Consider the following 24,989-nt stretch of genomic DNA (forward strand, 5'->3'; position numbering starts at 1 on the left):
CTGGCCATAAGCACGAACCTTTAAAAAAGTTGCGAATGCCAGTCACTCAGGTTCGCAAGCGCGCCTATGATATCCAACAATCGTCACCAGCTTAAGGCCAAAGGCGCAAATGAAACGATCTGCTTTCTTCATCTCCGACGGCACCGGTATTACTGCCGAGACCCTTGGCCAGAGCCTGCTAGCGCAATTTGAGAACATTACGTTCAACAAGTTCACCAGGCCCTATATCGACAGCGTCGAGAAAGCGCGGGCGATGGTACAACAAATCAACAATGCCGCCGAGAAGGACGATGTCCGCCCGATCATCTTCGACACCATCGTCAATCAGGACATTCGCGAGATCCTGGCGACGTCCAATGGTTTCATGATCGACATCTTTTCGACCTTCCTGGCACCGCTGGAGCAAGAGCTTAGTTCACACTCCTCCTACTCGGTGGGCAAATCGCACTCCATCGGCCACAACTCCAATTACATGGAGCGGATCGAGGCGGTGAACTTTGCGCTGGACAACGACGATGGTGCCCGTACGCACTACTACGACAAGGCTGACATTATTCTGGTGGGGGTTTCCCGGTGCGGCAAAACCCCGACCTGTCTGTACATGGCCATGCAGTTCGGCATCCGCGCCGCCAATTACCCGCTGACCGAAGATGACATGGAGCGCCTTCAACTGCCGAACGCGCTGAAGGAACACCGCAACAAGTTGTTTGGCCTGACCATTGACCCGGATCGCCTGACTGCCATTCGCCACGAGCGCAAACCCAACAGCCGCTATTCCAGCTATGCGCAGTGCGAATTCGAGGTTCGCGAAGTGGAGAGCCTGTTTCGCCGGGAAAACATCCCGCACATCAACTCCACCCATTTCTCCGTGGAAGAAATCTCCGCCAAGGTGCTGGTGGAAAAAGGCGTCGAGCGGCGTTTCAAGTAATGCTTGAAATCTGTAGGAGCTGCCGCAGGCTGCGATGGCGGTGTGTCAGCGATAACTGATCGCAGCCTTCGGCAGCTCCTACAGAAAATGCATTTCAATCCAGTAGTTTGATTAGGGCACTTGGCGCCCGCGCTCACCCCACCCACATCTCCATAAACCGGTTAACCGCCATCCCCTCCAGTTGCTCCTGATCTTTGCACAAGGCAAAAATCTGTTCACAGCGCTGAGGGGGAAATCGGCTTGCCAGGTTGCTCTTGAACTTCGCCTCCAGCAGCGGGATGCCATCGGCACGGCGGCGGCGATGGCCTATGGGATATTCGATTTCGATACGGTCAGTGCTGGTCGTATCTTTGAAATACACCTGGATCGCATTGGCGATGGAGCGCTTTTCCGGATCCAGATAATCGCGGCTGTAGCGTTCCTCCTCAATGACCACCATCTTTTCGCGTAACTGGTCGATGATCGGGTGCGCGGCATGAAAGCTGTCTTCGTAATGCTCGGCCACCAGCGTGCCATAGACCAACGGCACGGCAATCATGTACTGCAGGCAATGATCCCGGTCGGCAGAGTTCGCCAGCGGGCCTTCCTTGGAAATGATCCGGATCGCCGATTCATGGGTCGTGACGACAATTCTGTCGATCTCGGAAAGCCTGTTACGCACCAGCGGATGCAGGATCACGGCAGCTTCGCAAGCAGTCTGGGCATGAAACTCCGCAGGAAAACTGACTTTGAACAACACGTTTTCCATCACGTAGCTGCCGTACGGCTGGGACAGACTGAACTGACGCTTGCCCTCGGGCTTGAGCGCCAAGTCTCTATTAGTCTGGCTAAAGGAAACGTCATAAAAGCCCCACTGCGCCGCGCTCAGTGCGCCAGGTATGCCCATTTCGCCACGCAGGGCAATATCCGCCAGCCGCACGCCGCGACTGCTGGCATCCCCCGCAGCCCATGATTTGCGCGAGCCTGCGTTGGGCGCATGCCGATAAGTACGCAGCGCCTGGCCATCAACAAACGCATGCGACAACGCCGACAGCATCTGCTCACGATTAGCGCCCATGAGCCTGGCACTGAGTGCCGTAGAGGCCACCTTAACCAGCACCACATGATCCAGACCTACCCGATTGAAAGAGTTTTCCAGCGCCAGTACACCCTGTATTTCGTGGGCCATGACCATGGCTTCGAGCACATCACGCATGTTCAAGGGTGCTTCGCCATAGGCGACCCGCTTCTGGGAGATATGGTCAGCCACGGCCAGAATGGCCGCCAGATTGTCCGAAGGATGCCCCCACTCCGCAGCCAGCCATGTGTCGTTGTAATCCAGCCAGCGGATGATGCAACCGATGTCCCATGCCGCCTTGACCGGATCCAGACGCAAGTTCGTGCCGGGTACCCGGGCGCCGAGCGGCACAATCGTGCCCTCGACAATCGGCCCAAGATGCTTCGTGCACTCAGGAAAGCGCAAGGACAGCAAGCCACAGCCCAGCGCATCGATCAGGCTATTGCGTGCGGTATCCAGTGCCAGCGCGGACTCGACCTTGTAATTCAATACATAGTCAGCGATGTCCTGCAAAACCTGGTCGTAGTCCGGGCGGTTGTTCAGATCAACGTTGCTGGTCATGATTTCACTCCAGTGATTATTACCCTGTAGCCAACTTGTTGGCGAAGCGCGGGTGCAGGCATCACCTCACCACACGTTGGCTACAGTCCAGCGTTCACCTTACCAATGCACTATCTGGAACCCGCACCCACCCTTCCATTAACACCCGGGCGCTGCGGCTCATGATGGCCTTGGTGACTTTCCATTCGCCGTTGCTATGCGTTGCCTGCGCGCCAACCCGTAACGTGCCCGAGGGGTGCCCAAAACGTACAGCCTCACGCTCAGTACCGCCTGCGGCGAGGTTGACCAGCGTGCCCGGAATCGCGGCCGCCGTGCCAATCGCCACGGCGGCAGTGCCCATCATGGCGTGGTGCAGCTTGCCCATGGACATCGCACGCACCAACAAATCGATGCTGCTGGCCGCCACCGGCTTGCCACTGGACGCAGTGTAGTCGGCGGGCCCGGCCACAAAGGCGACTTTGGGCGTGTGCTGACGAGTCGCAGCTTCGTCCAGGTGCTTGATCAGGCCCATACGCAGCGCGCCATGGGCACGGATCGCTTCAAACATCGCCAGGGCTTTCGGATCGTCATTGATATCGCCCTGCAACTCGCTACCGGTGTAGCCAATGTCACGGGCATTGACGAAGATCGTCGGGATCCCTGCGTTGATAAAAGTTGCCTGGAACGTGCCGATTCCCGGTACCGCCAGCTCATCCACCAGATTGCCAGTGGGGAACATCGAACCGCCCTCACCCTCTTCATCAGCTGCCGGATCGAGGAACTCAAGCTGCACCTCGGCGGCGGGAAACGTCACGCCATCCAGTTCGAAATCGCCGGTTTCCTGCACCGCGCCGTCGGTAATCGGCACATGGGCAATGATCGTCTTGCCGATATTCGCCTGCCAGATGCGCACCACGGCGATGCCATTTTGCGGAATGCGCGAGGCCTCTACCAAACCGCTGTTGATCGCGAAAGGGCCTACTGCCGCAGAAAGGTTGCCGCAGTTGCCACTCCAGTCGACGAAAGGCTTGTCGATGGAAACCTGGCCAAACAGATAGTCCACGTCATGATCGGCGTGACTGCTGCGCGATACGATGACGGTTTTGCTGGTGCTGGAGGTTGCCCCGCCCATGCCATCGATCTGTTTCTCATAGGGATCAGGGCTGCCAATAACCCGCAGCAGCAAAGCGTCACGCGTAGCGCCGGGGAACTGCGCACTTTCAGGCAAGTCGGCAAGGTTGAAGAAAACGCCTTTGCTGGTACCGCCCCGCATATAAGTGGCGGGGATTTTTATTTGTGCTTTGTGAGTCATGAAATCGTTGTCCCTTCTTGATTGGACTCGAACGCTGTCGCGCGCTGAAACTGAACCCGTTGGAGCGAGGCTTGCCCGCGAAGAAGCCAGTACAGGCATAAACTTGCGCTGAGTCCCTAAGCAGCCTTCGCGGGCAAGCCTCGCTCCAACAGAAAATGGCTCCCACTACTGATCAAACCACCTCGGCCGCCTCAAGAAAGTCCTGTGCAAACCGCTGCAACACGCCACCTGCTTCGTAGATCGAAACCTCTTCGGCGGTATCAAGGCGGCAGGTAACAGGCACTTCAACTCGCTCACCGTTCTTGCGATTGATCACCAGCGTCAAGGTGCTGCGCGGAATACGCTCGCCGATCACGTCAAAGGTTTCGCTGCCATCAATTCCCAGGGTATGCCGATCAACACCCGGCTTGAACTCCAGCGGCAGGACGCCCATGCCTACCAGGTTGGTGCGGTGGATACGCTCGAAACCTTCTGCGGCAATCGCTTCGACGCCCGCCAGCCGCACGCCTTTGGCTGCCCAGTCACGGGATGAACCCTGGCCGTAGTCAGCTCCGGCAATGATGATCAGTGGCTGCTTGCGCTCCATGTAGGTTTCGATGGCTTCCCACATCCGCGTGACCTGACCTTCGGGCTCGACACGGGCCAGCGAGCCCTGCTTGACCTTGCCGTCGATGCGGACCATTTCGTTGAGCAGTTTGGGGTTGGCAAACGTCGCGCGCTGGGCTGTGAGGTGATCGCCGCGGTGAGTCGCGTAAGAGTTGAAGTCCTCTTCCGGCAAGCCCATTTTGGCCAGGTACTCCCCGGCAGCGCTGTCGAGCATGATGGCGTTCGAAGGTGACAGATGATCGGTGGTGATGTTGTCGCCCAATACCGCCAGCGGTCGCATCCCTTTCAAAGGACGAGCACCGGCCAATGCGCCCTCCCAATAAGGTGGGCGCCGAATGTAAGTACTCGGTGCACGCCAGTCGTAAAGGGGTTTGACCTGCTCGCCGTTGTCGGCCTTGATCTCGAACATCGGGATGTAGACCTGACGAAACTGATCCGGCTTGACGCTGGCCTTGACCACCGCATCGATTTCTTCATCGCTGGGCCAGATATCTTTCAGGGTGACCGGATTGCCCGCTTTATCGGTGCCGAGCACGTCCTTTTCGATATCAAAACGAATGGTGCCAGCAATTGCATACGCGACCACCAACGGCGGCGAAGCCAGGAAGGCCTGTTTGGCGTAAGGATGAATACGCCCATCGAAATTACGGTTACCGGACAACACCGCCGTGGCGTAAAGATCGCGGTCGATGACCTCCTGCTGGATAACCGGGTCCAGCGCGCCACTCATGCCATTACAGGTCGTGCAGGCAAAACCGACGATACCAAAGCCTAGCGCTTCCAGTTCCGGCAGCAGGCCAGCTTCTTCCAGGTACAACTGCACGGCTTTGGACCCCGGGGCCAGAGACGACTTCACCCAAGGCTTGCGGGTCAGGCCAGCGGCATTGGCGTTGCGCGCCAGCAAACCTGCAGCGATTACGTTGCGCGGGTTGCTGGTGTTCGTGCAACTGGTAATGGCCGCAATGATCACTGCGCCGTCAGGCATCAGACCCGGTTCGTTTTCCACGACACCGGAAATACCCATGGCCGCCAGCTCGGAGGTCGGCACGCGGCGATGGGGGTTGGAAGGCCCGGCGATATTGCGCACCACGCTGGACAGATCGAACCTCAGCACCCGTTCGTACTCGGCGGTTCGCAGGCTGTCTGCCCACAACCCCGTCTGTTTCGCGTAGGTTTCGACCAATTTGACCTGCTCGGGATCGCGTCCCGTCAGGGTCAGGTAATCAAGGGTTTGCTGGTCGATGTAAAACATCGCCGCCGTCGCACCGAATTCCGGGGTCATGTTGGAAATGGTCGCCCGATCCCCCAGCGTCAGCGCGTTAGCCCCCTCGCCGAAAAACTCCAGGTAAGAAGACACGACTTTCTCGGCGCGCAGGAACTCGGTAACGGCCAGCACGATGTCGGTCGCGGTGATTCCCGGCTGACGCTTGCCCACCAACTCCACACCGATGATATCCGGCAGGCGCATCCATGATGCCCGACCGAGCATTACGCTTTCGGCCTCAAGCCCGCCGACGCCAATGGCGATCACTCCCAATGCGTCCACATGGGGCGTGTGGCTGTCAGTGCCCACCAGCGTATCCGGGAACGCCACGCCATCCAGCGCATGCACCACCGGCGACATTCGCTCCAGATTGATCTGGTGCATGATGCCGTTGCCAGGCGGGATCACATCGACGTTCTTGAACGCCTTTTTAGTCCAGTTGATGAAGTGAAAACGGTCCTCGTTGCGCCGATCCTCAATGGCCCTGTTTCGCTCGAAAGCATCCGCCTCGAAGCCACCGTGCTCGACCGCCAGAGAGTGATCGACGATCAACTGCGTCGGCACGACGGGATTGACCAGCGACGGGTCTCCCCCTTGCAAGGCAATCGCGTCACGCAATCCGGCAAGGTCAACCAGCGCGGTCTGCCCCAGGATGTCATGGCACACGACGCGCGCCGGAAACCAGGGAAAGTCCAGATCGCGCTTGCGCTCGATCAATTGCTCAAGGGAGGCTCTCAGGGTTGCCGGATCGCAGCGTCGCACCAGATTTTCCGCCAGCACGCGTGAGGTGTAGGGCAAGCCGTCATAAGCACCCGGCTTGATCGCATCGACCGCCTCACGGGCATCGAAGTAATCCAGTGAAGTGCCGGGCAAGGGTTTGCGGTGTTCTGAATTCATGGCGCAAGGACTCAATCACGGAAATGGGGGGAGCTTTGTAGGAGGCTGTAAAACACCTCTCTGTAGGAGCTGCCGAAGGCTGCGAAGCATTCTTCCTGAAACACTGCCATCGCAGCCTTCGGCAGCTCCTACAGATCCAGTGTTGGGTCAGCAATAACGTTTATGGTCAGCGCTTTTCGATGCTCACAAAACTGCGCTGCGCAACGCCGACGTATTCGGCGCTGGGGCGGATGATGCGGTTATTGGCGCGCTGCTCGAAGACATGCGCAGCCCAGCCAGTCAGGCGCGAGCAGACGAAAATCGGCGTGAATAGCTTGGTCGGAATGCCCATGAAGTGGTACGCAGAGGCATGGTAGAAGTCAGCGTTGGGGAACAGCTTTTTCTGCTCCCACATGGTTTTGTCGATAGCTTCGGACACTGGATACAACACGGTATCGCCCGCTTCGTCAGCCAGCTGTTTCGCCCAACCCTTGATCACTTCGTTGCGCGGATCCGACTCTTTATAGATCGCATGGCCGAAGCCCATGATCTTGTCTTTACGCTCCAGCATACCGAGGGTGCCTTTGACCGCCTCTTCGGCAGAGCCGAACTTCTCGATCATGTCCATCGCCGCTTCGTTCGCCCCACCGTGCAGCGGGCCGCGTAACGTGCCGATGGCCGCGGTGATGCACGAGAACAGGTCGGACAGCGTCGATGCGCACACCCGCGCGGTGAAAGTCGACGCGTTGAATTCGTGCTCCGCATAAAGGATCAGCGACACGTCCATGACCTTGCAGTGCAGCTCGCTGGGCTTCTTGTCCAGCAACAGGTGCAGGAAGTGCGCGCCGATGGAATTTTCGTCAGTCACGCAATTGATTCGTTTGCCGTCATGGCTGAAGCGGTACCAGTAGCACATGATCGCCGGGAACGCGGCGAGCAGGCGGTCGGTGGAATCGCGCTGTTGCTCGAAGCCGGTTTCCGGCTCGAGGGTGCCCAGCATCGACGCGCCGGTGCGCATCACGTCCATCGGATGCGTGTCGGCCGGAATACGTTCAAGCACTTCTTTCAAGGCTTGCGGCAGGTCGCGAAGTTTTTTCAGCTTCGCCAGATACGTGTCCAGTTGCGCTTGAGTCGGCAATTCGCCGTACAGCAACAGGTAGGCAACTTCTTCAAAACGGGCCTCGGCGGCCAGCTCTTTCACATCGTAGCCACGATAGGTCAGACCAGCACCGGTCTGGCCCACGGTAGACAAGGCAGTCTGTCCGGCAACCTGGCCACGCAGGCCAGCGCCACTCAATACTTTTGCTTCAGCCATTGCTCTCTCCAATCTTGGATTTTTTAGGGATTTGGCAATTCAGATCATTATGTTCTGTAGGAGCTGCCGCAGGCTGCGAAGCTTCATCCAGACATACCGCCATGGCAGCCTTTGGCAGCTCCTACAGGAAAATTAACCCTTCTTCTGCGCAAACAGCGCATCAAGTTTCTGCTCAAAGGTGTGGTAATCAATTGCGTCATACAGCTCCATCCGAGTCTGCATGGTGTCGACCACATTCTTCTGGCTGCCATCCCGGCGAATCGCGCCATAGACGTTTTCCGCCGCCTTGTTCATGGCGCGGAATGCCGACAAAGGATAGAGCACCAGAGAAACATCGGCGCTGCGCAGCTCATCCACGGTGAACAGCGGCGTAGCACCAAACTCAGTGATATTGGCCAGAATCGGAGCGTTGACCCGCGAGGCAAACAGTTTGTACATGTCCAGTTCGGTGATGGCTTCCGGGAACACCATGTCAGCGCCGGCCTCGATGCATGCCGCGGCGCGCTCAAGTGCTGACTCCAGCCCCTCAACCGCCAGTGCATCAGTGCGGGCCATGATCACGAAACTGTCGTCGGTGCGAGCATCGACTGCAGCCTTGATACGATCGACCATTTCCTGCTGGGTAACGATTTCTTTATTCGGGCGATGCCCGCAACGCTTGGCGCCCACCTGGTCTTCAATGTGGATCGCCGCAGCGCCGAACTTGATCATCGAGCGCACGGTGCGCGCCACGTTGAACGCCGACGAACCGAAGCCGGTGTCCACGTCGACCAGCAATGGAAGGTCGCAGACGTCGGTAATGCGACGCACGTCAGTCAACACATCATCCAGCCCGGTAATCCCCAGATCAGGAATTCCCAACGATCCGGCTGCCACTCCGCCACCGGACAGATAAATAGCCTTGAACCCGGCGCGCTTGGCCAGCAACGCATGATTGGCATTGATCGCACCTACCACTTGCAACGGCTGTTCGCTGGCAACCGCATCACGAAAACGCTGGCCTGGAGTGGTTTTATTGGAATTCATTGTTCACCTCGGGTTGGAGCAGGCTTTTCTAGGGGCCGCTGAGCTAAATGCTGGTCTAAATTCTGGTCCAGATAGTGCCGTTCGATGTTGCGTTTGGACGCAGCGATATGCCGGCGCATCAACAGTTCGGCCAACTCACCGTCACGGTCGGCGATGGCGTCGAGAATGCGGTGGTGTTCGGCAAATGCCTGGCGGGGACGATTGGGCGTTGCGGAGAACTGGATACGGTACATGCGGACCAGCTGATACAGGTCGCCGCAGAGCATCTGCGTCAGCGTGCGATTGCCGCTGCCTTGAATGATCCGGTAATGGAAGTCGAAATCACCTTCCTGCTGGTAATAGCCAACTCCCGCCTGAAAGGCTGCATCGAGCTCGTGGGTGTCCAGCACTCGGCGCAGCTCGTCGATCTCCTGTGCCGTCATGCGTTCGGCCGCCAGGCGACATGCCATGCCTTCCAGCGATTCACGGATTTCGTAGAGTTCGATCAGTTCGGCGTGACTCAGGGAAACGACCCGCGCGCCCACATGCGGCACACGCACCAGCAGACGCTGGCCTTCGAGACGGTGGATAGCTTCGCGCAAAGGGCCACGACTGATGCCGTAGGTGCGCGCCAGTTCAGGCTCGGAAATCTTGCTGCCGGGCGCGATCTCGCCTTTGATGATGGCCGCCTGGATGCGACGGAAGACGTTTTCGGAGAGGGTTTCCGAATCGTCTGTCACTGGAGCAGCACTTTCGGCCGAGTCCAACATTGTCGACACCATTGAATTTATTTGAGCTAAAAATAGCCCTGGAACGCCAATCAGTCAAAGAAAATCCTGAAGGTGTCGACAATACCATTGCAAGCTACGGCTTGTGGGAGCTGGGCTTGCCCGCGATGAAAGCACCACAACATTTAGATATTGAGGCGCTTATCGCGGCTCCCACAGAAGCACTGCTCACAGGATCGTCGCAGTGAGCGAGGCGAACCTTCATGCTAGAATGCCGCCCCAGCTGATTGTCAGTAATAGCACTGCGCCAGCCACTAAATGACTCAGGGTCGACGTCTGGATGACCGCCCTCAATGTGCCAGGATCTATGACTTTCAAAGCCCTTCCCGCCCTGCTCTGCCTCCTTCTGTTATCCGTTAACGCCCTGGCGGCGGACAAGACCGTCTACGGTCTGAACGAGTACGCCCAGCTCAACGATATCGACCTGCAAGTCGCCGCCAAACTCGACACTGGCGCCAAGACTGCTTCACTGAGCGCTCGGGACATCAAACATTTCAAGCGCAACGGTGAGACCTGGGTACGCTTTTATCTGGCAATCGATGATGCCCATGCGCACCCTATTGAACGGCCACTGGCCCGGGTCAGCAAGATCAAACGGCGCGCCGATGATTACGATGCAGACGATGATAAAAAGTACACCGCGCGCCCGGTTATCAGCCTTGATGTATGCATGGGTGCATCTTTACGCACGATAGAAGTGAACTTGACCGACCGAAGTGCTTTCCAATACCCGCTTTTGATCGGCTCCGAAGCGTTAAAACGCTTTGATGCGCTGGTCGATCCAAGCCTTAAGTACGCAGCGGGCAAGCCTGGCTGTGAAATCACTGCTCAAACCACCGAGTAAACCAATGCGCTCTCTGACTCTGCATCTGAAAATCCTGATTGGCGTCCTGGTGACCCTCGGAATCGCAATCACGGCCTATCAGATTCTGGCGCTCGGCATTCCGGTGACCGAGGACGAAACCGACGACCTGTGGAATATCGATGCCAAGGTCGAATTCGTCGCCAACAACAATAAGGATTCGGTAAAGGTCCAGATGTTCGTCCCGCCGCTGGCGCGAGACTTCATCAGCCTGAACGAAAGCTTCATTTCCAATAACTACGGGGTCAGCGTCAATCGTGTCGATGGCAACCGCAAGGTGACCTGGTCGGCACGCCGGGCAACCGGCAACCAGACGCTGTATTACCGCCTGGTGCTGACCAAGCGCTATAGCGGAGAAAGGCTGAAGACCAAAGGGCCGATATTCCGCGACAGCATTGCCGTCGAGGGTCCGGAAAAAGTCGCCGCCGAAGCGCTGCTTGCCCCTATCCGTCAGCACTCTGCAGACGTTGAAACCTTCATCACCGAAGCCATCAAGCGGGTCAACAACCTCAATGATGACAACGTGAAGTTGCTGCTGGCCGGTGATACCTCCAGCTCAAACAAAGCGCGCATCACCGAATTGCTGCTGTCCATCGCTCACGTACCGATGGAAAAGGTCCATACCATTCGCCTTGTCGCTGACCAGCCACAGAGTCCGGAATTGTGGTTGCGCAGCTTCAACGGCAAGGACTGGCTCTACTTCAACCCGGACACGGGTGAAAAGGGCCTGCCTGATGATCGTCTGTTGTGGTGGACGGGCGACGAGAACCTGATCACTGTCGATGGCGGCAGAAAAGCCGTCGTCACCTTCAGCCTCAACAACAGCGAAATGAACGCGATCCGTCTGGCCCAGTTGACTGACGCCAGCACTGACGCCGACTTTCTTGAATATTCGTTGTATGGTCTGCCACTGGAAACCCAGCAAACGTTCATGATCATGGTCATGATCCCGATTGGCGTGCTGGTGATTCTGGTCCTGCGCAACCTGATCGGCCTGCAGACGCTAGGTACCTTTACACCGGTATTGATCGCCCTCGCCTTCAGGGAAACCCAGCTCGGCTTCGGCATCATCCTGTTCACGGTGATCACCGCGCTCGGCCTGTCATTACGCTCCTATCTGGAACACCTGAAGCTGCAAATGCTGCCCCGCCTGTCGGTGGTACTGACGTTCGTGGTGGTGCTGATCGCAGCCATCAGCGTACTCAGCCACAAACTCGGCCTGGAGCGCGGCCTTTCAGTGGCGCTGTTCCCGATGGTGATTCTGACGATGACCATTGAACGCTTGTCGATTACCTGGGAAGAACGGGGCGGCGGTCATGCCATGAAAGTCGCCATTGGCACGCTGTTCGCCGCATCTCTGGCGCACATCATCATGAGCGTCCCGGAGCTGATCTACTTTGTCTTCACCTTCCCGGCAGTGCTGTTGATTCTGGTGGGCTTCATGTTGGCAATGGGTCGCTATCGCGGTTATCGCCTGACCGAACTCGTTCGCTTCAAAGCCTTCCTCAAGGAAGAATCCAAGCAAGAAGAAGCCAAATGATCGGCCTCTGGAAAACCTGGAAGGCCCTCGAAGCCCGGGGCATCATGGGCATCAACCGGCGTAATGCCGATTACGTGCTCAAGTACAACAAGCGCAGCCTGTATCCGATTGTCGATGACAAGATCATCACCAAGGAACGGGCCATTGCCGCGGGCATCAATGTGCCAGAAATGTACGGGGTCATTTCCACCGAGAAAGAAATCGACAAGCTCGACGAGATCATTGGCGGGCGCAGTGACTTTGTGATCAAGCCTGCTCAGGGCGCTGGCGGCGACGGCATCCTGGTGATCGCTGATCGTTTCGAGGGTCGCTATCGGACTGTTTCAGGGCGCATCGTCAGCCACTCGGAAATCGAGCATCAGGTGTCGAGCATCCTCACCGGGCTTTACTCCCTGGGCGGCCACCGGGATCGGGCGCTGATCGAATACCGGGTCACCCCGGATCAGATTTTCAAAAGCATCAGCTACGAAGGCGTGCCGGATATACGCATCATCGTGCTGATGGGCTACCCGGTCATGGCCATGCTGCGCCTGCCAACCCGGCAGTCTGGCGGCAAGGCCAACCTCCATCAGGGCGCTATTGGCGTGGGTGTCGATCTGGCCACCGGCATTACCCTTCGCGGCACCTGGCTGAACTCCATCATCACCAAGCACCCGGACACCACCAACGCGGTGGACGGCGTACAGTTGCCGAACTGGGATGGCTTCATGAAGCTGGCTGCCGAGTGTTATGAGCTGTGTGGGCTGGGCTACATCGGCGTCGACATGGTGCTTGACCAGGAGCACGGGCCGCTGATCCTCGAACTCAACGCCCGCCCCGGCCTCAACATTCAGATCGCCAACGACTGCGGGTTGACCCACAGGACCCAGGCTGTGGAAGCACGGCTGGAACAGTTGGCGCTCAACGGCGAACAGGAAACACCTGAACAGCGCCTGCAGTTTGTCCAGGAGCTGTTCGGTCACGTACCGCCGCAATAGAAGCGGGATAGTGGCTCCATGTGAACGGCGACTCCGACGCGCCACTAGGAGTGATCCCGGCGGAGGACTACAATCCCCACCCCGCGCTCCGAACTGACATCCTCGAATGCCTGATTGCTCACTCTATCCGCTGCCCTACTCCCCCGACCCGGCAGCCTGGTTTCAACGTATCCGCCACGCGCCGGGCGCAGTGCTGCTGGACAGCGGCCGCCCCGTTGCCGAACGCGGACGCTTCGACCTGCTGAGCGCATGGCCAGTGCAGACCTTTCTGCCGGACGCTACAGAAACCGGCAGTGAGTTTTTCCAGCGTTTGCGCGCAGGCTTGAACGACCTGGGTCACGCCCAATTGCCCTCGGACTGCGGGCTACCCTTTGCAGGTGGCCTGATCGGCTATCTCAGTTATGACTTCGGTCGCCGCCTGGAGGCGCAATCCGGGGCGGCGGTTGATGATCTGCAGCTTCCCGATGCGCGTCTGGGTCTGTACGACTGGGCGCTGGTCAGCGATCACCAGCAGCACACCAGCCAACTGGTGTTTCATCCATCGCTGGTGGATAGCGAGCGTCAGCGGCTGATTGAGCTATTCAGCCAATCGCATGAATCCGGGCAAGGTATCTTCAGCCTGCAAGGTCATTTTGCACCGTCGATCAATGCCGACGTTTATCGTGCCGCCTTCGAAAAGATTCAGGCCTACATTCAGGCAGGCGACTGTTATCAGGTCAATCTCACCCAGCGTTTCCAGGCCCGATACCAAGGCGACTCGTGGGCGGCTTATTGCGCGTTGCGCCACGCCTGCCCGACGCCCTTTTCCGGATACCAGGCACTGCCGGAAGGCGACGCGGTCTTGAGCCTTTCACCAGAGCGCTTTGTCAGGGTCAGCCATGGCCACGTCGAGACACGCCCCATCAAAGGTACACGCCCTCGCGGTCAGGACGCCGCAGAAGATCAAGCCTACGCGCAGGAACTGCTGTCCAGCACCAAGGACCGTGCGGAAAACCTGATGATCGTCGATCTGCTGCGCAATGATCTGGGCCGCAGTTGCAGGATTGGCTCAGTAAAAGTACCTGAGCTGTTCAGCCTGGAAAGCTACCCCAACGTGCACCATCTGGTCAGCAGCGTAGTGGGCGAGCTGGCGGATGATCACGATGCACTGGACTTGCTCGCAGGCAGCTTTCCCGGAGGCTCCATCACCGGCGCGCCGAAAATCCGCGCGATGCAGATCATCGATGAACTGGAGCCGACCCGGCGCAGCATTTATTGCGGTTCATTGATGTATCTGGATGTGCGCGGCGAAATGGACAGCTCCATCGCGATCCGTAGCCTGTTGCTTAAAGACGGCAAGGTTTCTTGCTGGGCCGGCGGCGGCATCGTCGCAGACTCAGAATGCGAAGCGGAATATCAGGAGTCGTTTACCAAAGTGCGGGTTCTGCTGAATACGCTGGAAGCGCTTTGACGACGCGGGCTCGCCTTTAGCCGGGAAGACGGTATTTCTGCCGATACAGATGTGTCAAATGCACCGGCCTCTTCCCGGCTGAAGCCGGTCCCACGTCGTTTCCACACAACACGCGAGCATCCCGCAGGCCAATTCGCTGAAGGATTTTGTTAACATTCGCCTCATTACGAGCGCCTAAGCGCCATATTTAGGAAACCGCCTGATGAGCACACCCTTCGATGTCGCCGAACTTGCAGCGACCTACGCCAACAAGTCGGCCCAGGACATCCTCAAACTGGCCTTTCAGCACTTCGGTGACGAACTGTGGATTTCGTTCAGCGGCGCCGAAGACGTGGTGCTGGTGGACATGGCCTGGAAACTGAACAAAAACGTCAAGGTGTTCAGCCTGGACACGGGTCGCCTGCACCCGGAGACCTATCGCTTTATCGAGCAGGTTCGCGAGCATTACAAGATCGATATCGAGATCATGACCCCGGATCAACAGAAGCTCGAACCCTTCGTAAAGGAAAAGGGTTTATTCAGCTTTTACCGGGACGGTCATGGCGAATGCTGTGGCGTACGTAAAATCGAACCATTGCGCCGAAAACTGTCTGGCGTGAAGGCCTGGGCAACCGGTCAGCGTCGTGACCAGAGCCCTGGCACCCGCAGCCACGTGGCGGCACTGGAAATCGACAGCGCATTCTCGACACCCGAGCGCACCCTGTACAAGTTCAACCCGTTGGCACAGATGAGCAGCGAAGAAATCTGGGGCTATATCCGGATGCTCGAACTGCCGTACAACAGCCTGCACGAGCGTGGTTTCATCAGTATTGGCTGTGAGCCTTGCACGCGTCCGGTGCTGCCGAACCAGCATGAGCGCGAAGGTCGCTGGTGGTGGGAAGAAGCGACGCAGAAGGAATGCGGCCTGCATTCGGGGAACCTGATCGCCAAGGTGTAACGATATTCCTGCGGGTGATTACATCACCTGTGGGAGCGAATTCATTCGCGAAGGCGGCATTCCAGCCTGCAGATCTTCAGCTGGAGTACTGGCCTCTTCGCGAATGAATTCGCTCCCACACAGTCTGCACAAAACTTCATCGAAACCAGCCAGTCAATGCACCGGTAATTCAACCCCGTCAAACAGCTCTTCCAGCTCCTGCTTGTTGTGGCACTGGATTGCTTTGGCCATGACTTCGCGGGTCAGGTGCGGAGCGAATTTTTCGATGAAGTCGCACATGAAACCGCGCAGGAAAGTACCGCGACGGAAACCGATCTTGGTGACGCTTGATTCGAACAGATCGCTTGCATCAAGCATGACCAGATCGTTGTCCAGCTTGGTATCGACGGCCATTTTGGCAACGATGCCGACACCCAGGCCCAGGCGGACATAAGTCTTGATCACGTCGGCGTCAGCGGCGGTAAACACGACTTTCGGCGTCAGACCGCGATGGCTGAAGGCTTCGTCCAGCTTGGAGCGGCCGGTGAAACCGAACACGTAAGTCACAATCGGGTATTCAGCCAGCAGTTCCAGCGTCAGCTTGGGCACTTTGGTCAGTGGATGACCATGTGGCACCACAACGCAGCGGTTCCAGCGGTAGCACGGCATCATCACCAGATCACCAAACAACTCCAGGGCCTCTGTCGCGATAGCGAAATCCACTGTGCCATCCGCAGCCATTTCCGCGATCTGCATTGGCGAACCTTGATGCATATGCAGCGACACATCCGGGTATTGCTTGATGAAATTGCTGATCACCGGCGGCAGCGCATAACGGGCCTGGGTGTGCGTGGTTGCGATCGATAGCGTGCCTTTCTTCTCGTTGGAGAATTCCTGGGCAATTTGCTTGATGCTTTCAACCTTGCGCAGGATCTCGCCGGCCGTAGTAATGATGCGCTCACCGGCCGGGGTAACGCGGGTCAGGTGCTTGCCACTGCGAGCAAAAACCTCAACACCCAACTCATCTTCGAGCAGGCGGATCTGCTTGCTGATGCCGGGCTGAGAGGTATAAAGGCTCTGAGCCGTCGCGGAAACGTTGAGGTCGTGGTGCGCCACTTCCCAGATGTAGCGCAATTGTTGAAGCTTCATATGAATCCCTCAAAGCAGGAAGACGCCCGAGGGCATCTGCGACGGTATATAACTGGATTAATGGTCAGGACGACGTAGCTAGAACTTTTTATCATCTTTAAGCGATAAAGGCACGCACGATTTCAATCGATGAGCCCGTTGGACCTGCGCACGCTTTTCGTACAACCCGGCACCATGTACACCGGCACCTGCGAGAGCTGAAGGACCCGTGCCGCAGTGCGACCTATAGGCGTGGTGGTTTCCGCCCCACGGCTATGGCTGCCAACCACCAGCAAGTCCACCTTGAGCTTATCGGCCTGCTCCAGAATCATATTGCAGGGATCGCCCTGCACTACGCGTACGGTACTGATCAGTGCCAGGTCCTGATGATCCGCCCCCAACTCGTCCCGAAAGCCATCCAGGACTTTCTGCTCAATCCCCTCCATGACTGAACTCAGCCCCTGGCTGCGCAGATCTTTCAACGCATCCTCACCCAGATAGCTTTGCAGAACCGACTCGGCGAATAACCCCATGGGCTCCACCACATGCACCACATAGAGCTCGGCCTTGAAGGTTCGAGCCAGTGCCAGCGCGTGCTGCATAACATAGGGCGCGTACAGACCAAGGTCTGTGGCATAGAGCATCGAACGTATCATGTGCATCCTCCCGAACAGCCAGAATGGCGGAGATGGATTCAGCTTAGCAGCGCACAAACGACTGCGACGGCAATTACCTGCAGGCCGCTGCCCTCATGCCTTCAGCTCATTACTGATGCCATGGGGCACGTGCCCGGTAGCAACCACATCACGAGCCTTCTCGCAGTGACCGGGCTGATCGTCAAAGAACACATCAGCGGCGAACGCTTCAAGAAACGCTGACTTCTCAAGTCCGCCCAGAAACAACGACTCATCAAGCCGAATGTCCCATTCCCGCAAAGTACGGATCACTCGCTCATGAGCCGGAGCAGAACGCGCCGTTACCAGAGCAGTACGAATCGGACACGCTTCTTCCGGGAATTCGCGCTGCAAAAGATTAAGCGCGGCCAGGAAAGGCTTGAACGGTCCACCGCGCAGCGGCTCACGTGCAGACTCGCGTTCGCTGGCCTGGAATGCTTCAAGACCACCCGACTGGTAGACCCGCTCGGAGTCATCGGAAAACAGCACCGCATCACCGTCGAAAGCAATACGCAGTTCGGCGCTGGCCGCCCGGCGTGCGCCGCCTGACAGGATGGTTGCCGCTGCGAAACCCGCGTCCAGCGCACTGCGCACATCCTCGGCATGGGTGGACAGAAACAGGTGACAGCCAAAGGCCGCCAGATAGGGATAAGGACTTCGACCACCCACGAACGCGGCGCGAGTGATATCCAGCCCATAATGCTGAATCGAATTGAACACCCGCAGGCCGGTGTCAGCACTGTTGCGCGACACCAGAATGACCTCGACCCGAGCATTGCTCAGGCGAGTGTTAAGACTCAGGAGTTTCTCCACAAGCAGATAAGCATCACCAGGTTCGAGAATCTCGTCCTCATGATCAATCTGATACTTGCGATAAGCCTCAACCCCATCGGCGGTGTAGATCGCATGGCTTTCACGCAAATCAAACAACGCGCGGGAAGAAATCGCCAAGACCAGCTTCTTATCCAGACCGATAGCCATGTTCTACCCGCACCTCATGTGGTTCAGCTATTACGTGCGTCGAGAAACGACAGAGCCTGATACAGCATGCGCACTTGGGGCATATCGCATCCCGCCTGCATGGCGGCACTCAACGGCTGAGCATAGATGGCCTCCAGCTCAAGGGGGCGCTGCGCCTGATAGTCCAGATACATGCTCGGGTGATAATCCGGCATTTTCTCGGTCATGGCGAACAGGTTTTGGGCATAGCCCTCAGACAGTACATAACCACAAGCCTGCGCCCCTCGTGTCACTTCATCCATCAACGCCAGAATCAATGCACGGGTATTGGCGTTCGTCATCAGTTCCGAGGTGCCGGCCTGCAGCAAGGCTGACAAGCCGTTGTAAGGAATATTCCAGACCAGTTTCTGCCAACGCGCCTGCTGCAGATTGGTCATGGCCTCGGAGTTCAGGCCTGCAGAATGAAACAGGCTTGCGCCCTGCTCGACGATTGCCTGGCGAGCCATGTCATCAACAGCCGGGCCACTGTGATAGCCCAGATTGACGCCACCCAGCGCTTGATGCACCACGTTGCCGGGGCCTGAACGATGCACACAGATGAAACACAAACCGCCCAGCAAGTGCAGCGTGTCAGGTATCCTGGCACGCAAGCTGTCCTCTACGGCCAGGCCGTTCTGCAAGACCAACACCTTGGCATCCGGGGCTGCCGCCTGAATGATGGCGGGCGCCAGCTCTGCATTGGACGTGGACTTGGCTCCAATCAGCAGCCAGTCGCAGGGCGGCATATCTGCTGCGCTGGAATAAGCCTGAACCGGATTGAGCACCAGCTCGCCATGCACTGCGCTTTGAATATGCAGCCCTTCGCGTGCCACTACGCTCAGCTCGCTGCGCAAGAGAAAATGCACATCGAACCCGGCTCTGGCCAGCATCACCCCGTAAAAACCGCCGATTGCCCCAGTGCCGATAATGCCTATCCGTGGCTGCTTCAATTCACCCTTCATGTGATACCTCCTGTAGAGACTGTGTTGCCGCGTCGAACTCAAGGCAGTTCGTCAGACTCGCGCGCCAATGCACCCGCCACTGCCTGTCGCAGGTCCTGCCCGGTCAGCTTCGTACGCAACGCGCCATAAAACTGCCCATCACTGATAAGGAACAGCGCTGGTAAATGAAACACCTCATAACGCGCCACTGCCCCACCGTTTTCAGCAGCATCTATCCAGCATATCCGGTCAATCGCAAGATCCAGTGCTGGCAGCTGTTGCCGGGCATAACGACAACTGGCGCAGCCAACGCTGGTAAAGATCAACAAGGAAGAGCCAGGTAACTGCAACAACTGCTGGTCGACATCAAAGTCGCTAAGTTCAAGCTGATTCAAATACACCCCCGATCAAGGCGAACACTATCGTTGCCCGCACGGCAGCTTGCAAATGGTGGCAACACAACGCAGGCGCGTAAAACTGACCACCAATAGTCCTTGCAGCTCGATAAAGCAGCGTTTGCCCATTGTATCGGCAAGGCCTAACGCGCTAAGGTTCGGTCCCCCGTTTCGCTCAATCATGCCTGGCTTCGCCCCACGGGGTTCGTTGGCGGCCGGCATACGCGACCTGATGAGTAGCACGATGGCTGATTTACCGATTGACGACCTCAACGTTTCCTCCAACGAGACTCTGATCACGCCGGATCAGCTCAAGCGTGAAATTCCGCTCACCGCCGCTGCACTGAAAACAGTCAGCCAGGGCCGTGAAGTGGTACGCGACATTCTCGATGGCAAGGATCATCGCCTGTTCATCGTGATCGGGCCGTGCTCGATCCATGACATCAAGGCTGCGCACGAATACGCCGAACGCCTCAAGGCGCTGGCTGCCGAGGTTTCCGACACACTGTATCTGGTGATGCGCGTCTACTTCGAGAAGCCTCGCACAACCGTGGGCTGGAAAGGCCTGATCAACGATCCGTACCTGGACGACTCATTCAAGATTCAGGATGGCCTGCATATCGGCCGCCAATTGCTGCTGGACCTGGCCGAAATGGGCCTGCCGACCGCTACCGAAGCACTGGACCCGATCTCCCCGCAGTATCTGCAGGACCTGATCAGCTGGTCGGCCATCGGCGCACGGACCACCGAATCCCAGACTCACCGGGAAATGGCTTCGGGCCTGTCTTCGGCAGTGGGTTTCAAGAACGGCACCGACGGCGGCCTGACCGTTGCTATCAATGCACTGCAATCGGTCTCCAGCCCGCACCGTTTCCTGGGCATCAATCAGGAAGGTGGCGTGTCCATCGTGACCACCAAAGGCAATGCTTACGGTCACGTCGTACTGCGCGGCGGCAACGGCAAACCCAACTATGATTCGGTCAGCGTTGCCCTGTGCGAACAGGCGCTGAACAAGGCGAAGATCAAGCCCAACATCATGGTCGACTGCAGCCACGCCAACTCCAACAAAGACCCGGCCCTGCAACCACTGGTCATGGAAAACGTCGCCAACCAGATTCTGGAAGGCAACCAGTCGATCATCGGCCTGATGGTTGAGAGTCATTTGAACTGGGGCTGTCAGGCCATTCCCAAGGATCTGTCGGAACTGCAATACGGCGTATCCGTGACCGATGCCTGCATCGATTGGGAAAGCACCGAAAAAACCTTGCGCAGCATGCACGCCAAGCTCAAGGACGTCCTGCCGAAACGCCAACGCGGCTGATCAGCAGCAGAAACGAAAACGCCGAGCAAATGCTCGGCGTTTTTCTGAGTGCCTGCCTGAAACAGGACCCGCTCGAAACAAGCATCAGATCTTGGCCGCCTGACGCTGATTGCGCTCCATGTAGCGCTCTACATAAGAGCAGGACGGTATGACCGTGTAGCCAATGCTGTCGGCATAGTCGAGCGCCTGCTCAGTCAGCGCAGCGGCAATCCCCCTGCCCCGCAGAGCGTTGGGGACGAAGGTCCGGTAAATATCCAGAGTCTGCTTACCCAGGTCCATATAGGTCAGGTACGCACGGTGACCGTCAATGCTGATTTCAAACTGGTGACCGGTCTCATCATGGTGGATGGACAACGCCTCGCTCATCACTACTCCTCGCGGGTCTTGGAATTTGACCCCTACCTTACCGATGTTTTTCCGGCGAAGGAACATCTACGCCACCCCGTGCCTGTTTTGGACACCGAGAAGAGCTTTGCTGATCCCAACAAAAGAGCACCTGCAAATAGTAGGCGTCATTTGGGAATATGCTCAAGCGTATCGACCGCAAAAAGCCGCGACCGAACATCTGATTGATCAGCGTATTGAACTGAACATTGCCGGAGCTTGTCGATTGAGACGTCGAGGTGAATTGAAAGTCACCTCGACGTAAGCTAAACATGTGTATGTTCGGCATATACCAAGCGCCAATGGACACCCGCTGACGGGGTAGGCGATCCTCGTTTACAACTGTCGGGCTGTTGCCCGCAAGCCTCCGGCTACAGGGGCTGCGCAGGCAAACGCCAAGACAGCTGGATACTTTTCATACAAAACCGGTGGGAAGTAACGCGGAGCACTTTCAAAGCGCAGAAAATGTACCGCTTCTTGCGCTTCGTCAGTTTACTTACTACAAACAGTGGGTACTATGTACGCCGGTCATTTTCTCATTTTCGAGAGATGACTAATTTGAAAAAAAGTCCTTGAAGGGGAACACAATGAACAACGCTCTGAAATTTTCTGCTCTGGCTCTGGCAGCAGTTCTGGCTACCGGTTGCAGCAGCGTTTCCAAAGAAACCGAAGCTCGCCTGACCGCTACCGAAGACGCAGCTGCTCGTTCGCAAGCTCGCGCTGACGAAGCGTATCGCAAAGCTGACGAAGCTCTGGCTGCTGCTCAAAAAGCTCAGCAAACTGCTGACGAAGCCAACGAGCGCGCTCTGCGTATGTTGGACAAGGCTAGCCGCAAGTAATAATCCCTTCGGGATTGTTGTTGCAAGAAAGCCGACCTGGTTATCCGGGTCGGCTTTTTTATTGGCTGGCTTTTTTGGTTGCGGTTGGTGGTTGGTGTGGGCATATCCGTTATTGGAGTTATGGCCGGTATTGGTTGCGCTTTTACACCGCGTCACTTTTGATGGAGCGCAAAAGTAACCAAAACGCTCTTGCCCCACCACTGGGTGCCTCGCCTAGGCTCGGCATGCCCGTAATCCGACATTGCTGCGTGGCGCCGCCGCCACCGGCCATCCATGGCCTGAGGCGGCTAAACCGGCATCCCTGCCGGTTTGCCCCACACAGCAATGTCGAATTCCGGCCGGCGTGGTTTAACGGGGCGCTTAAGATCAAAATCAAAAGCAGATCAAAAGCAGCGGTTTCACCGCGGACCGGTAGGAGCGAACTTGTTCGCGAGACGTCAGCACGGCTAACGAATATATCGCCTGACACACCGCTTCGCAGCCTTCGGCAGCTCCTACAGAATGTCGGCAAACCCAAGAAAACAGGTCGGCTGTCAGGCCGCCGCGCTGTTGATTTTGATCTGAGGCGCCCCGTTAAATCACGACGGCCGAACGCAGATTCTGAACCGTGGGCAACCCGGCAAGGATGCCGGGTTAGCCGCACCGGGCCATGGATGGCCCATTGCGGCGGCCCACGGTTCAGGATCTGCGGGCGGGTACACCGAGCGACAGCGAGGTGCCAAGTGATGGGGGCAAGAGCCTTTTGGTTACTTTTGGGCTCTTTTCAAAAGTGACGCGCTGTAAAAGCGCAACCTATAGCAGTCGCGACCGCAGTAACGGATATGGACGCAAGAACAACTCCAACCACACCAACGCAGAACCATCACTGCAACGGAATCGAATCCTGCACAGTAGCAGCCACCGCAGCACCTGGCACCGCGATTTCAACCGGCATACCATCCTCGGCCGCAACCACATCACGCACCAGATCCCAATTCATGCGCAGGTTATTGGCCAGGTCTTCACGCTTGAGCAATGCATTGATCACCGCCGTGTGCTTATCAACCACCGACGGATTCCCGTTGTCATCCACCGGCGTATGCGCCTCCAGATAAACCTTGCCACCACTCAAGCCAAACTTGTAAGGCTCGGCAATGATCCGCACGGTAGTACCCACCGGGGCCATATCAGCCAGCTCCAGCACGTTGTTGTTATACATACGGAAGCAGCCGTGACTGGTGCGCATGCCAATACCAAACTTCTTGTTCGAACCGTGGATCAGGTAACCCGACATCCCCAGACCAAACTTGAACGGCCCCAGAGGATTGTCCGGCCCCGCTGGCACCACGTTTGGCAACGGATCGCCATCAGCAGCGTGCTCTGCGCGGATCGAAGCCGGTGGCGTCCAGGTCGGATTAGGTGTCTTGGCAATCACCTTGGTGACACCAATAGGCGACCCCCAGCCTTCACGACCAATACCCAGCGGATAGGTGTGAACGACGTTCTGACCTTTTGGGTAGTAGTACATCCGGTATTCGGACAGGTTGATCACAATGCCCTCACGCGGGCCGGGCGGCAGTATGAAACGGGTCGGCAGCACAATCTGGGTACCCGCGCCCGGCAACCAGGGATCTACGCCCGGGTTGGCCGCGATCATTTCCAGATAACCCAGATCATACTTAGTGCCCAGGTCAGCGAAGGTATCTTCGTATCTGGCAGTAACGGTCTGTACCTGGCCGATGATGTCTTCGCCCGGTGGCGGCAAAGGGAATTCCAAAGCGGAAACGGAGCCCGCCGCACACAGTGCAGCAAGCGACAGGCAGCGGGTAACGGCTGGAATGCGCAACAACATCCGGGAATCCTTGGGCAATACGGCGGGTAGTGAAAGTGGCAAATTGTACACCCAGACCTGCTGGACCGGGAGCCAACCCGCAATTTACTCCATGAATCGCAATTCAGGCCAGATCGGTCTGGTGCCCCGCTTCTGCGCTTCGACGATGGCGCGACACAGCGAGCATAGCCGCTCATCACGGAAAACCTCGCGTGCGACCAGCGACCAGCGCGGCTGCGCGGGCAACAACGTCCCGCACAGCGTGCGGTCTACAGTGCCGCCCAGTTCAAGCTGACGAGCAACCAGATGCACCTTGACTTCCTGGCACGCGAACAGATCGAGCTGCTCATCGGGCTCGATCATTTGATAGGCAAACAGCGACCAGGCGGGACGTGGCATGGAGGGCTCCAGATTGGGGGCGCCACCTTAGCCGAAAGCCCCCCGCTAGAAAAGCCTCAAAGCAGCGGTTTTAGCGTCGGCCAGACATTTTCCAGCAACTTTTGCTGGGCACCTGCCGCTGGATGCAATCCGTCAGCCTGCATCAGCTCGGGGACACCGCCCACGCCCTCCAGAAAGAAGGGCACCAGCGGCACTTTCTTCTCTTCAGCCAGATTGCTGTAAACCGCCTTGAACGCGTTGGTATAACGCGGCCCGTAGTTCGGCGGGATCTGCATCCCCAGCAAAAGCACCTTGGCGCCAGCATCCCGGGAGCGATCGATCATCGATGCAAGGTTTTGTTGCAATTGAGTTGGCTGCTGGCCACGCAAGCCATCATTACCCCCCAGTTCGAGGATCACCAGTTCCGGCTTGTGCTCTGCAAGCAGCGCAGGCAGCCGCGCCTGGCCCCCTGAGCTGGTATCCCCGCTGATGGAAGCGTTGATCACTTTATCGGTGAAACCCTCCTGCTTCATGCGCTGCTCAAGCAAGGCAACCCAGCCCACGCGGGTATCCAGGCCGAAAGCCGCGCTGATACTATCCCCAACGATCAATACTGTGCCCGCCGCTGCGCCTTGTGACAGCAACAGCAAACCCAGGCCAGCACTTAAAAACCACGCACGCATC

24 protein-coding genes are annotated in these 24,989 nt (G+C 57.5%); 9 read left to right on the top strand and 15 right to left on the bottom strand.

Annotated elements, in window-relative coordinates; all coding sequences use genetic code 11:
* Positions 1-109: 109 nt before the first annotated feature.
* A complete protein-coding gene (gene ppsR, locus EE949_RS12555) occupies positions 110-928 on the top strand; it encodes a posphoenolpyruvate synthetase regulatory kinase/phosphorylase PpsR (protein WP_122664588.1) in 819 nt (272 codons plus the stop codon).
* Between the two features lie 133 nt (positions 929-1,061).
* Here the strand turns inward: ppsR and prpD are convergent, their stop codons facing one another.
* The 6 genes from prpD to EE949_RS12585 all read right to left on the bottom strand — a co-directional run bounded on the left by prpD (position 1,062) and on the right by EE949_RS12585 (position 9,673).
* Positions 1,062-2,546 (bottom strand): 2-methylcitrate dehydratase, encoded by a 1,485-nt coding sequence (gene prpD, locus EE949_RS12560; RefSeq protein ID WP_122664589.1) that lies wholly within the window; start codon positions 2,544-2,546, stop codon positions 1,062-1,064.
* Positions 2,547-2,640: 94 nt separating this feature from the next.
* Entirely contained in the window at positions 2,641-3,837 is a 1,197-nt protein-coding gene (gene prpF, locus EE949_RS12565) for a 2-methylaconitate cis-trans isomerase PrpF (RefSeq protein ID WP_122664590.1), read from the bottom strand.
* 172 nt (positions 3,838-4,009) lie between these two features.
* A complete protein-coding gene (gene acnD, locus EE949_RS12570; RefSeq protein ID WP_122664591.1) occupies positions 4,010-6,604 on the bottom strand; it encodes a Fe/S-dependent 2-methylisocitrate dehydratase AcnD in 2,595 nt (864 codons plus the stop codon).
* A 166-nt stretch (positions 6,605-6,770) separates the two neighbouring features.
* Positions 6,771-7,898 (bottom strand): bifunctional 2-methylcitrate synthase/citrate synthase, encoded by a 1,128-nt coding sequence (gene prpC / locus EE949_RS12575; protein ID WP_122664592.1) that lies wholly within the window; start codon positions 7,896-7,898, stop codon positions 6,771-6,773.
* A gap of 132 nt (positions 7,899-8,030) precedes the next feature.
* Positions 8,031-8,924, bottom strand: coding sequence for a methylisocitrate lyase (gene prpB, locus EE949_RS12580; protein ID WP_122664593.1), 894 nt, complete (start codon positions 8,922-8,924; stop codon positions 8,031-8,033).
* Positions 8,921-9,673, bottom strand: a complete 753-nt coding sequence (locus EE949_RS12585; RefSeq protein ID WP_240350533.1) for a GntR family transcriptional regulator — start codon at positions 9,671-9,673, stop codon at positions 8,921-8,923. Before EE949_RS12585 ends, prpB begins: the two co-directional genes overlap by 4 nt.
* Here EE949_RS12585 and EE949_RS29450 point away from each other — a divergent pair.
* The 6 genes from EE949_RS29450 to EE949_RS12610 all read left to right on the top strand — a co-directional run bounded on the left by EE949_RS29450 (position 9,673) and on the right by EE949_RS12610 (position 15,457).
* The gene (locus tag EE949_RS29450; RefSeq protein WP_162874238.1) at positions 9,673-9,879 is read left to right on the top strand and encodes a hypothetical protein; all 207 of its coding nucleotides are present in this window, start codon (positions 9,673-9,675) and stop codon (positions 9,877-9,879) included. The genes EE949_RS12585 and EE949_RS29450 overlap by 1 nt on opposite strands.
* A 119-nt stretch (positions 9,880-9,998) precedes the next feature.
* Entirely contained in the window at positions 9,999-10,535 is a 537-nt protein-coding gene (locus tag EE949_RS12590; RefSeq protein ID WP_122664594.1) for an ATP-dependent zinc protease family protein, read from the top strand.
* Between the two features lie 4 nt (positions 10,536-10,539).
* A complete protein-coding gene (locus tag EE949_RS12595) occupies positions 10,540-12,093 on the top strand; it encodes an inactive transglutaminase family protein (protein WP_122664595.1) in 1,554 nt (517 codons plus the stop codon).
* Complete coding sequence (locus EE949_RS12600; protein WP_162874242.1) at positions 12,093-13,070, top strand: alpha-L-glutamate ligase-like protein; 978 nt, start codon at positions 12,093-12,095, stop codon at positions 13,068-13,070. The genes EE949_RS12595 and EE949_RS12600 overlap by 1 nt, the downstream gene beginning before the upstream one ends.
* Positions 13,071-13,176: 106 nt before the next feature.
* Positions 13,177-14,520, top strand: coding sequence for an aminodeoxychorismate synthase component I (gene pabB, locus EE949_RS12605; protein WP_122664597.1), 1,344 nt, complete (start codon positions 13,177-13,179; stop codon positions 14,518-14,520).
* Between the two features lie 202 nt (positions 14,521-14,722).
* Positions 14,723-15,457: a phosphoadenylyl-sulfate reductase gene (locus EE949_RS12610; protein ID WP_122664598.1), complete on the top strand. Its 735-nt coding sequence runs from the start codon at positions 14,723-14,725 to the stop codon at positions 15,455-15,457.
* A gap of 153 nt (positions 15,458-15,610) precedes the next feature.
* Here EE949_RS12610 and cysB read toward each other — a convergent pair whose 3' ends face one another.
* The 5 genes from cysB to EE949_RS12635 form a co-directional block, all read right to left on the bottom strand.
* The gene (gene cysB, locus EE949_RS12615; RefSeq protein ID WP_122664599.1) at positions 15,611-16,585 is read right to left on the bottom strand and encodes an HTH-type transcriptional regulator CysB; all 975 of its coding nucleotides are present in this window, start codon (positions 16,583-16,585) and stop codon (positions 15,611-15,613) included.
* Between the two features lie 122 nt (positions 16,586-16,707).
* Positions 16,708-17,220 carry a universal stress protein gene (locus EE949_RS12620; RefSeq protein ID WP_122664600.1) on the bottom strand — a complete coding sequence of 171 codons (513 nt, stop codon included), beginning with the start codon at positions 17,218-17,220 and terminating at the stop codon, positions 16,708-16,710.
* A gap of 93 nt (positions 17,221-17,313) precedes the next feature.
* On the bottom strand, positions 17,314-18,219 hold the full coding sequence (locus EE949_RS12625; protein ID WP_122664601.1) for a 5'-nucleotidase: 906 nt from the start codon (positions 18,217-18,219) through the stop codon (positions 17,314-17,316).
* Positions 18,220-18,242: 23 nt separating this feature from the next.
* The gene (locus tag EE949_RS12630) at positions 18,243-19,199 is read right to left on the bottom strand and encodes a putative 2-dehydropantoate 2-reductase (RefSeq protein WP_122664602.1); all 957 of its coding nucleotides are present in this window, start codon (positions 19,197-19,199) and stop codon (positions 18,243-18,245) included.
* 38 nt (positions 19,200-19,237) lie between these two features.
* Positions 19,238-19,573, bottom strand: a complete 336-nt coding sequence (locus EE949_RS12635) for a thioredoxin family protein (protein WP_122664635.1) — start codon at positions 19,571-19,573, stop codon at positions 19,238-19,240.
* Positions 19,574-19,817: 244 nt separating this feature from the next.
* On the opposite strand from EE949_RS12635, the gene EE949_RS12640 reads away from it, so the two are divergent.
* Positions 19,818-20,894: a 3-deoxy-7-phosphoheptulonate synthase gene (locus tag EE949_RS12640; protein ID WP_162874239.1), complete on the top strand. Its 1,077-nt coding sequence runs from the start codon at positions 19,818-19,820 to the stop codon at positions 20,892-20,894.
* 84 nt (positions 20,895-20,978) lie between these two features.
* Here the strand turns inward: EE949_RS12640 and EE949_RS12645 are convergent, their stop codons facing one another.
* A complete protein-coding gene (locus EE949_RS12645; RefSeq protein WP_122664603.1) occupies positions 20,979-21,260 on the bottom strand; it encodes a GNAT family N-acetyltransferase in 282 nt (93 codons plus the stop codon).
* A 605-nt stretch (positions 21,261-21,865) separates the two neighbouring features.
* Here EE949_RS12645 and EE949_RS12650 point away from each other — a divergent pair.
* Positions 21,866-22,117 carry an Lpp/OprI family alanine-zipper lipoprotein gene (locus EE949_RS12650; protein ID WP_027902232.1) on the top strand — a complete coding sequence of 84 codons (252 nt, stop codon included), beginning with the start codon at positions 21,866-21,868 and terminating at the stop codon, positions 22,115-22,117.
* An 862-nt stretch (positions 22,118-22,979) separates the two neighbouring features.
* On the opposite strand, the gene EE949_RS12655 is transcribed toward EE949_RS12650, so the two are convergent.
* The 3 genes from EE949_RS12655 to EE949_RS12665 all read right to left on the bottom strand — a co-directional run bounded on the left by EE949_RS12655 (position 22,980) and on the right by EE949_RS12665 (position 24,988).
* Entirely contained in the window at positions 22,980-23,948 is a 969-nt protein-coding gene (locus tag EE949_RS12655; protein WP_122664604.1) for a L,D-transpeptidase family protein, read from the bottom strand.
* A gap of 84 nt (positions 23,949-24,032) precedes the next feature.
* Entirely contained in the window at positions 24,033-24,326 is a 294-nt protein-coding gene (locus EE949_RS12660; RefSeq protein WP_122664605.1) for a hypothetical protein, read from the bottom strand.
* 56 nt (positions 24,327-24,382) lie between these two features.
* Entirely contained in the window at positions 24,383-24,988 is a 606-nt protein-coding gene (locus EE949_RS12665; RefSeq protein ID WP_122664606.1) for an arylesterase, read from the bottom strand.
* Position 24,989: the final 1 nt, after the last annotated feature.

Source organism: Pseudomonas viridiflava, assembly GCF_900602065.1.
GTDB lineage: Bacteria > Pseudomonadota > Gammaproteobacteria > Pseudomonadales > Pseudomonadaceae > Aquipseudomonas.

Excerpts from the sequence above, each read along its gene's own strand:
- EE949_RS12665 (WP_122664606.1), bottom strand. The coding sequence starts at position 24,988 with ATGCGTGCGTGGTTTTTAAGTGCTGGCCTGGGTTTGCTGTTGCTGTCA.
- EE949_RS12630 (WP_122664602.1), bottom strand. The coding sequence starts at position 19,199 with ATGAAGGGTGAATTGAAGCAGCCACGGATAGGCATTATCGGCACTGGG.
- prpC (WP_122664592.1), bottom strand. The coding sequence starts at position 7,898 with ATGGCTGAAGCAAAAGTATTGAGTGGCGCTGGCCTGCGTGGCCAGGTT.
- EE949_RS12660 (WP_122664605.1), bottom strand. The coding sequence starts at position 24,326 with ATGCCACGTCCCGCCTGGTCGCTGTTTGCCTATCAAATGATCGAGCCC.
- EE949_RS12645 (WP_122664603.1), bottom strand. The coding sequence starts at position 21,260 with ATGAGCGAGGCGTTGTCCATCCACCATGATGAGACCGGTCACCAGTTT.
- EE949_RS12585 (WP_240350533.1), bottom strand. The coding sequence starts at position 9,673 with ATGTTGGACTCGGCCGAAAGTGCTGCTCCAGTGACAGACGATTCGGAA.
- EE949_RS12650 (WP_027902232.1), top strand. The coding sequence starts at position 21,866 with ATGAACAACGCTCTGAAATTTTCTGCTCTGGCTCTGGCAGCAGTTCTG.
- prpF (WP_122664590.1), bottom strand. The coding sequence starts at position 3,837 with ATGACTCACAAAGCACAAATAAAAATCCCCGCCACTTATATGCGGGGC.
- prpB (WP_122664593.1), bottom strand. The coding sequence starts at position 8,924 with ATGAATTCCAATAAAACCACTCCAGGCCAGCGTTTTCGTGATGCGGTT.
- EE949_RS12595 (WP_122664595.1), top strand. The coding sequence starts at position 10,540 with ATGCGCTCTCTGACTCTGCATCTGAAAATCCTGATTGGCGTCCTGGTG.
- EE949_RS12640 (WP_162874239.1), top strand. The coding sequence starts at position 19,818 with ATGGCTGATTTACCGATTGACGACCTCAACGTTTCCTCCAACGAGACT.
- prpD (WP_122664589.1), bottom strand. The coding sequence starts at position 2,546 with ATGACCAGCAACGTTGATCTGAACAACCGCCCGGACTACGACCAGGTT.
- EE949_RS12590 (WP_122664594.1), top strand. The coding sequence starts at position 9,999 with ATGACTTTCAAAGCCCTTCCCGCCCTGCTCTGCCTCCTTCTGTTATCC.
- acnD (WP_122664591.1), bottom strand. The coding sequence starts at position 6,604 with ATGAATTCAGAACACCGCAAACCCTTGCCCGGCACTTCACTGGATTAC.
- EE949_RS12625 (WP_122664601.1), bottom strand. The coding sequence starts at position 18,219 with ATGGCTATCGGTCTGGATAAGAAGCTGGTCTTGGCGATTTCTTCCCGC.
- EE949_RS12610 (WP_122664598.1), top strand. The coding sequence starts at position 14,723 with ATGAGCACACCCTTCGATGTCGCCGAACTTGCAGCGACCTACGCCAAC.
- ppsR (WP_122664588.1), top strand. The coding sequence starts at position 110 with ATGAAACGATCTGCTTTCTTCATCTCCGACGGCACCGGTATTACTGCC.
- pabB (WP_122664597.1), top strand. The coding sequence starts at position 13,177 with ATGCCTGATTGCTCACTCTATCCGCTGCCCTACTCCCCCGACCCGGCA.
- cysB (WP_122664599.1), bottom strand. The coding sequence starts at position 16,585 with ATGAAGCTTCAACAATTGCGCTACATCTGGGAAGTGGCGCACCACGAC.
- EE949_RS12620 (WP_122664600.1), bottom strand. The coding sequence starts at position 17,220 with ATGATACGTTCGATGCTCTATGCCACAGACCTTGGTCTGTACGCGCCC.
- EE949_RS12655 (WP_122664604.1), bottom strand. The coding sequence starts at position 23,948 with ATGTTGTTGCGCATTCCAGCCGTTACCCGCTGCCTGTCGCTTGCTGCA.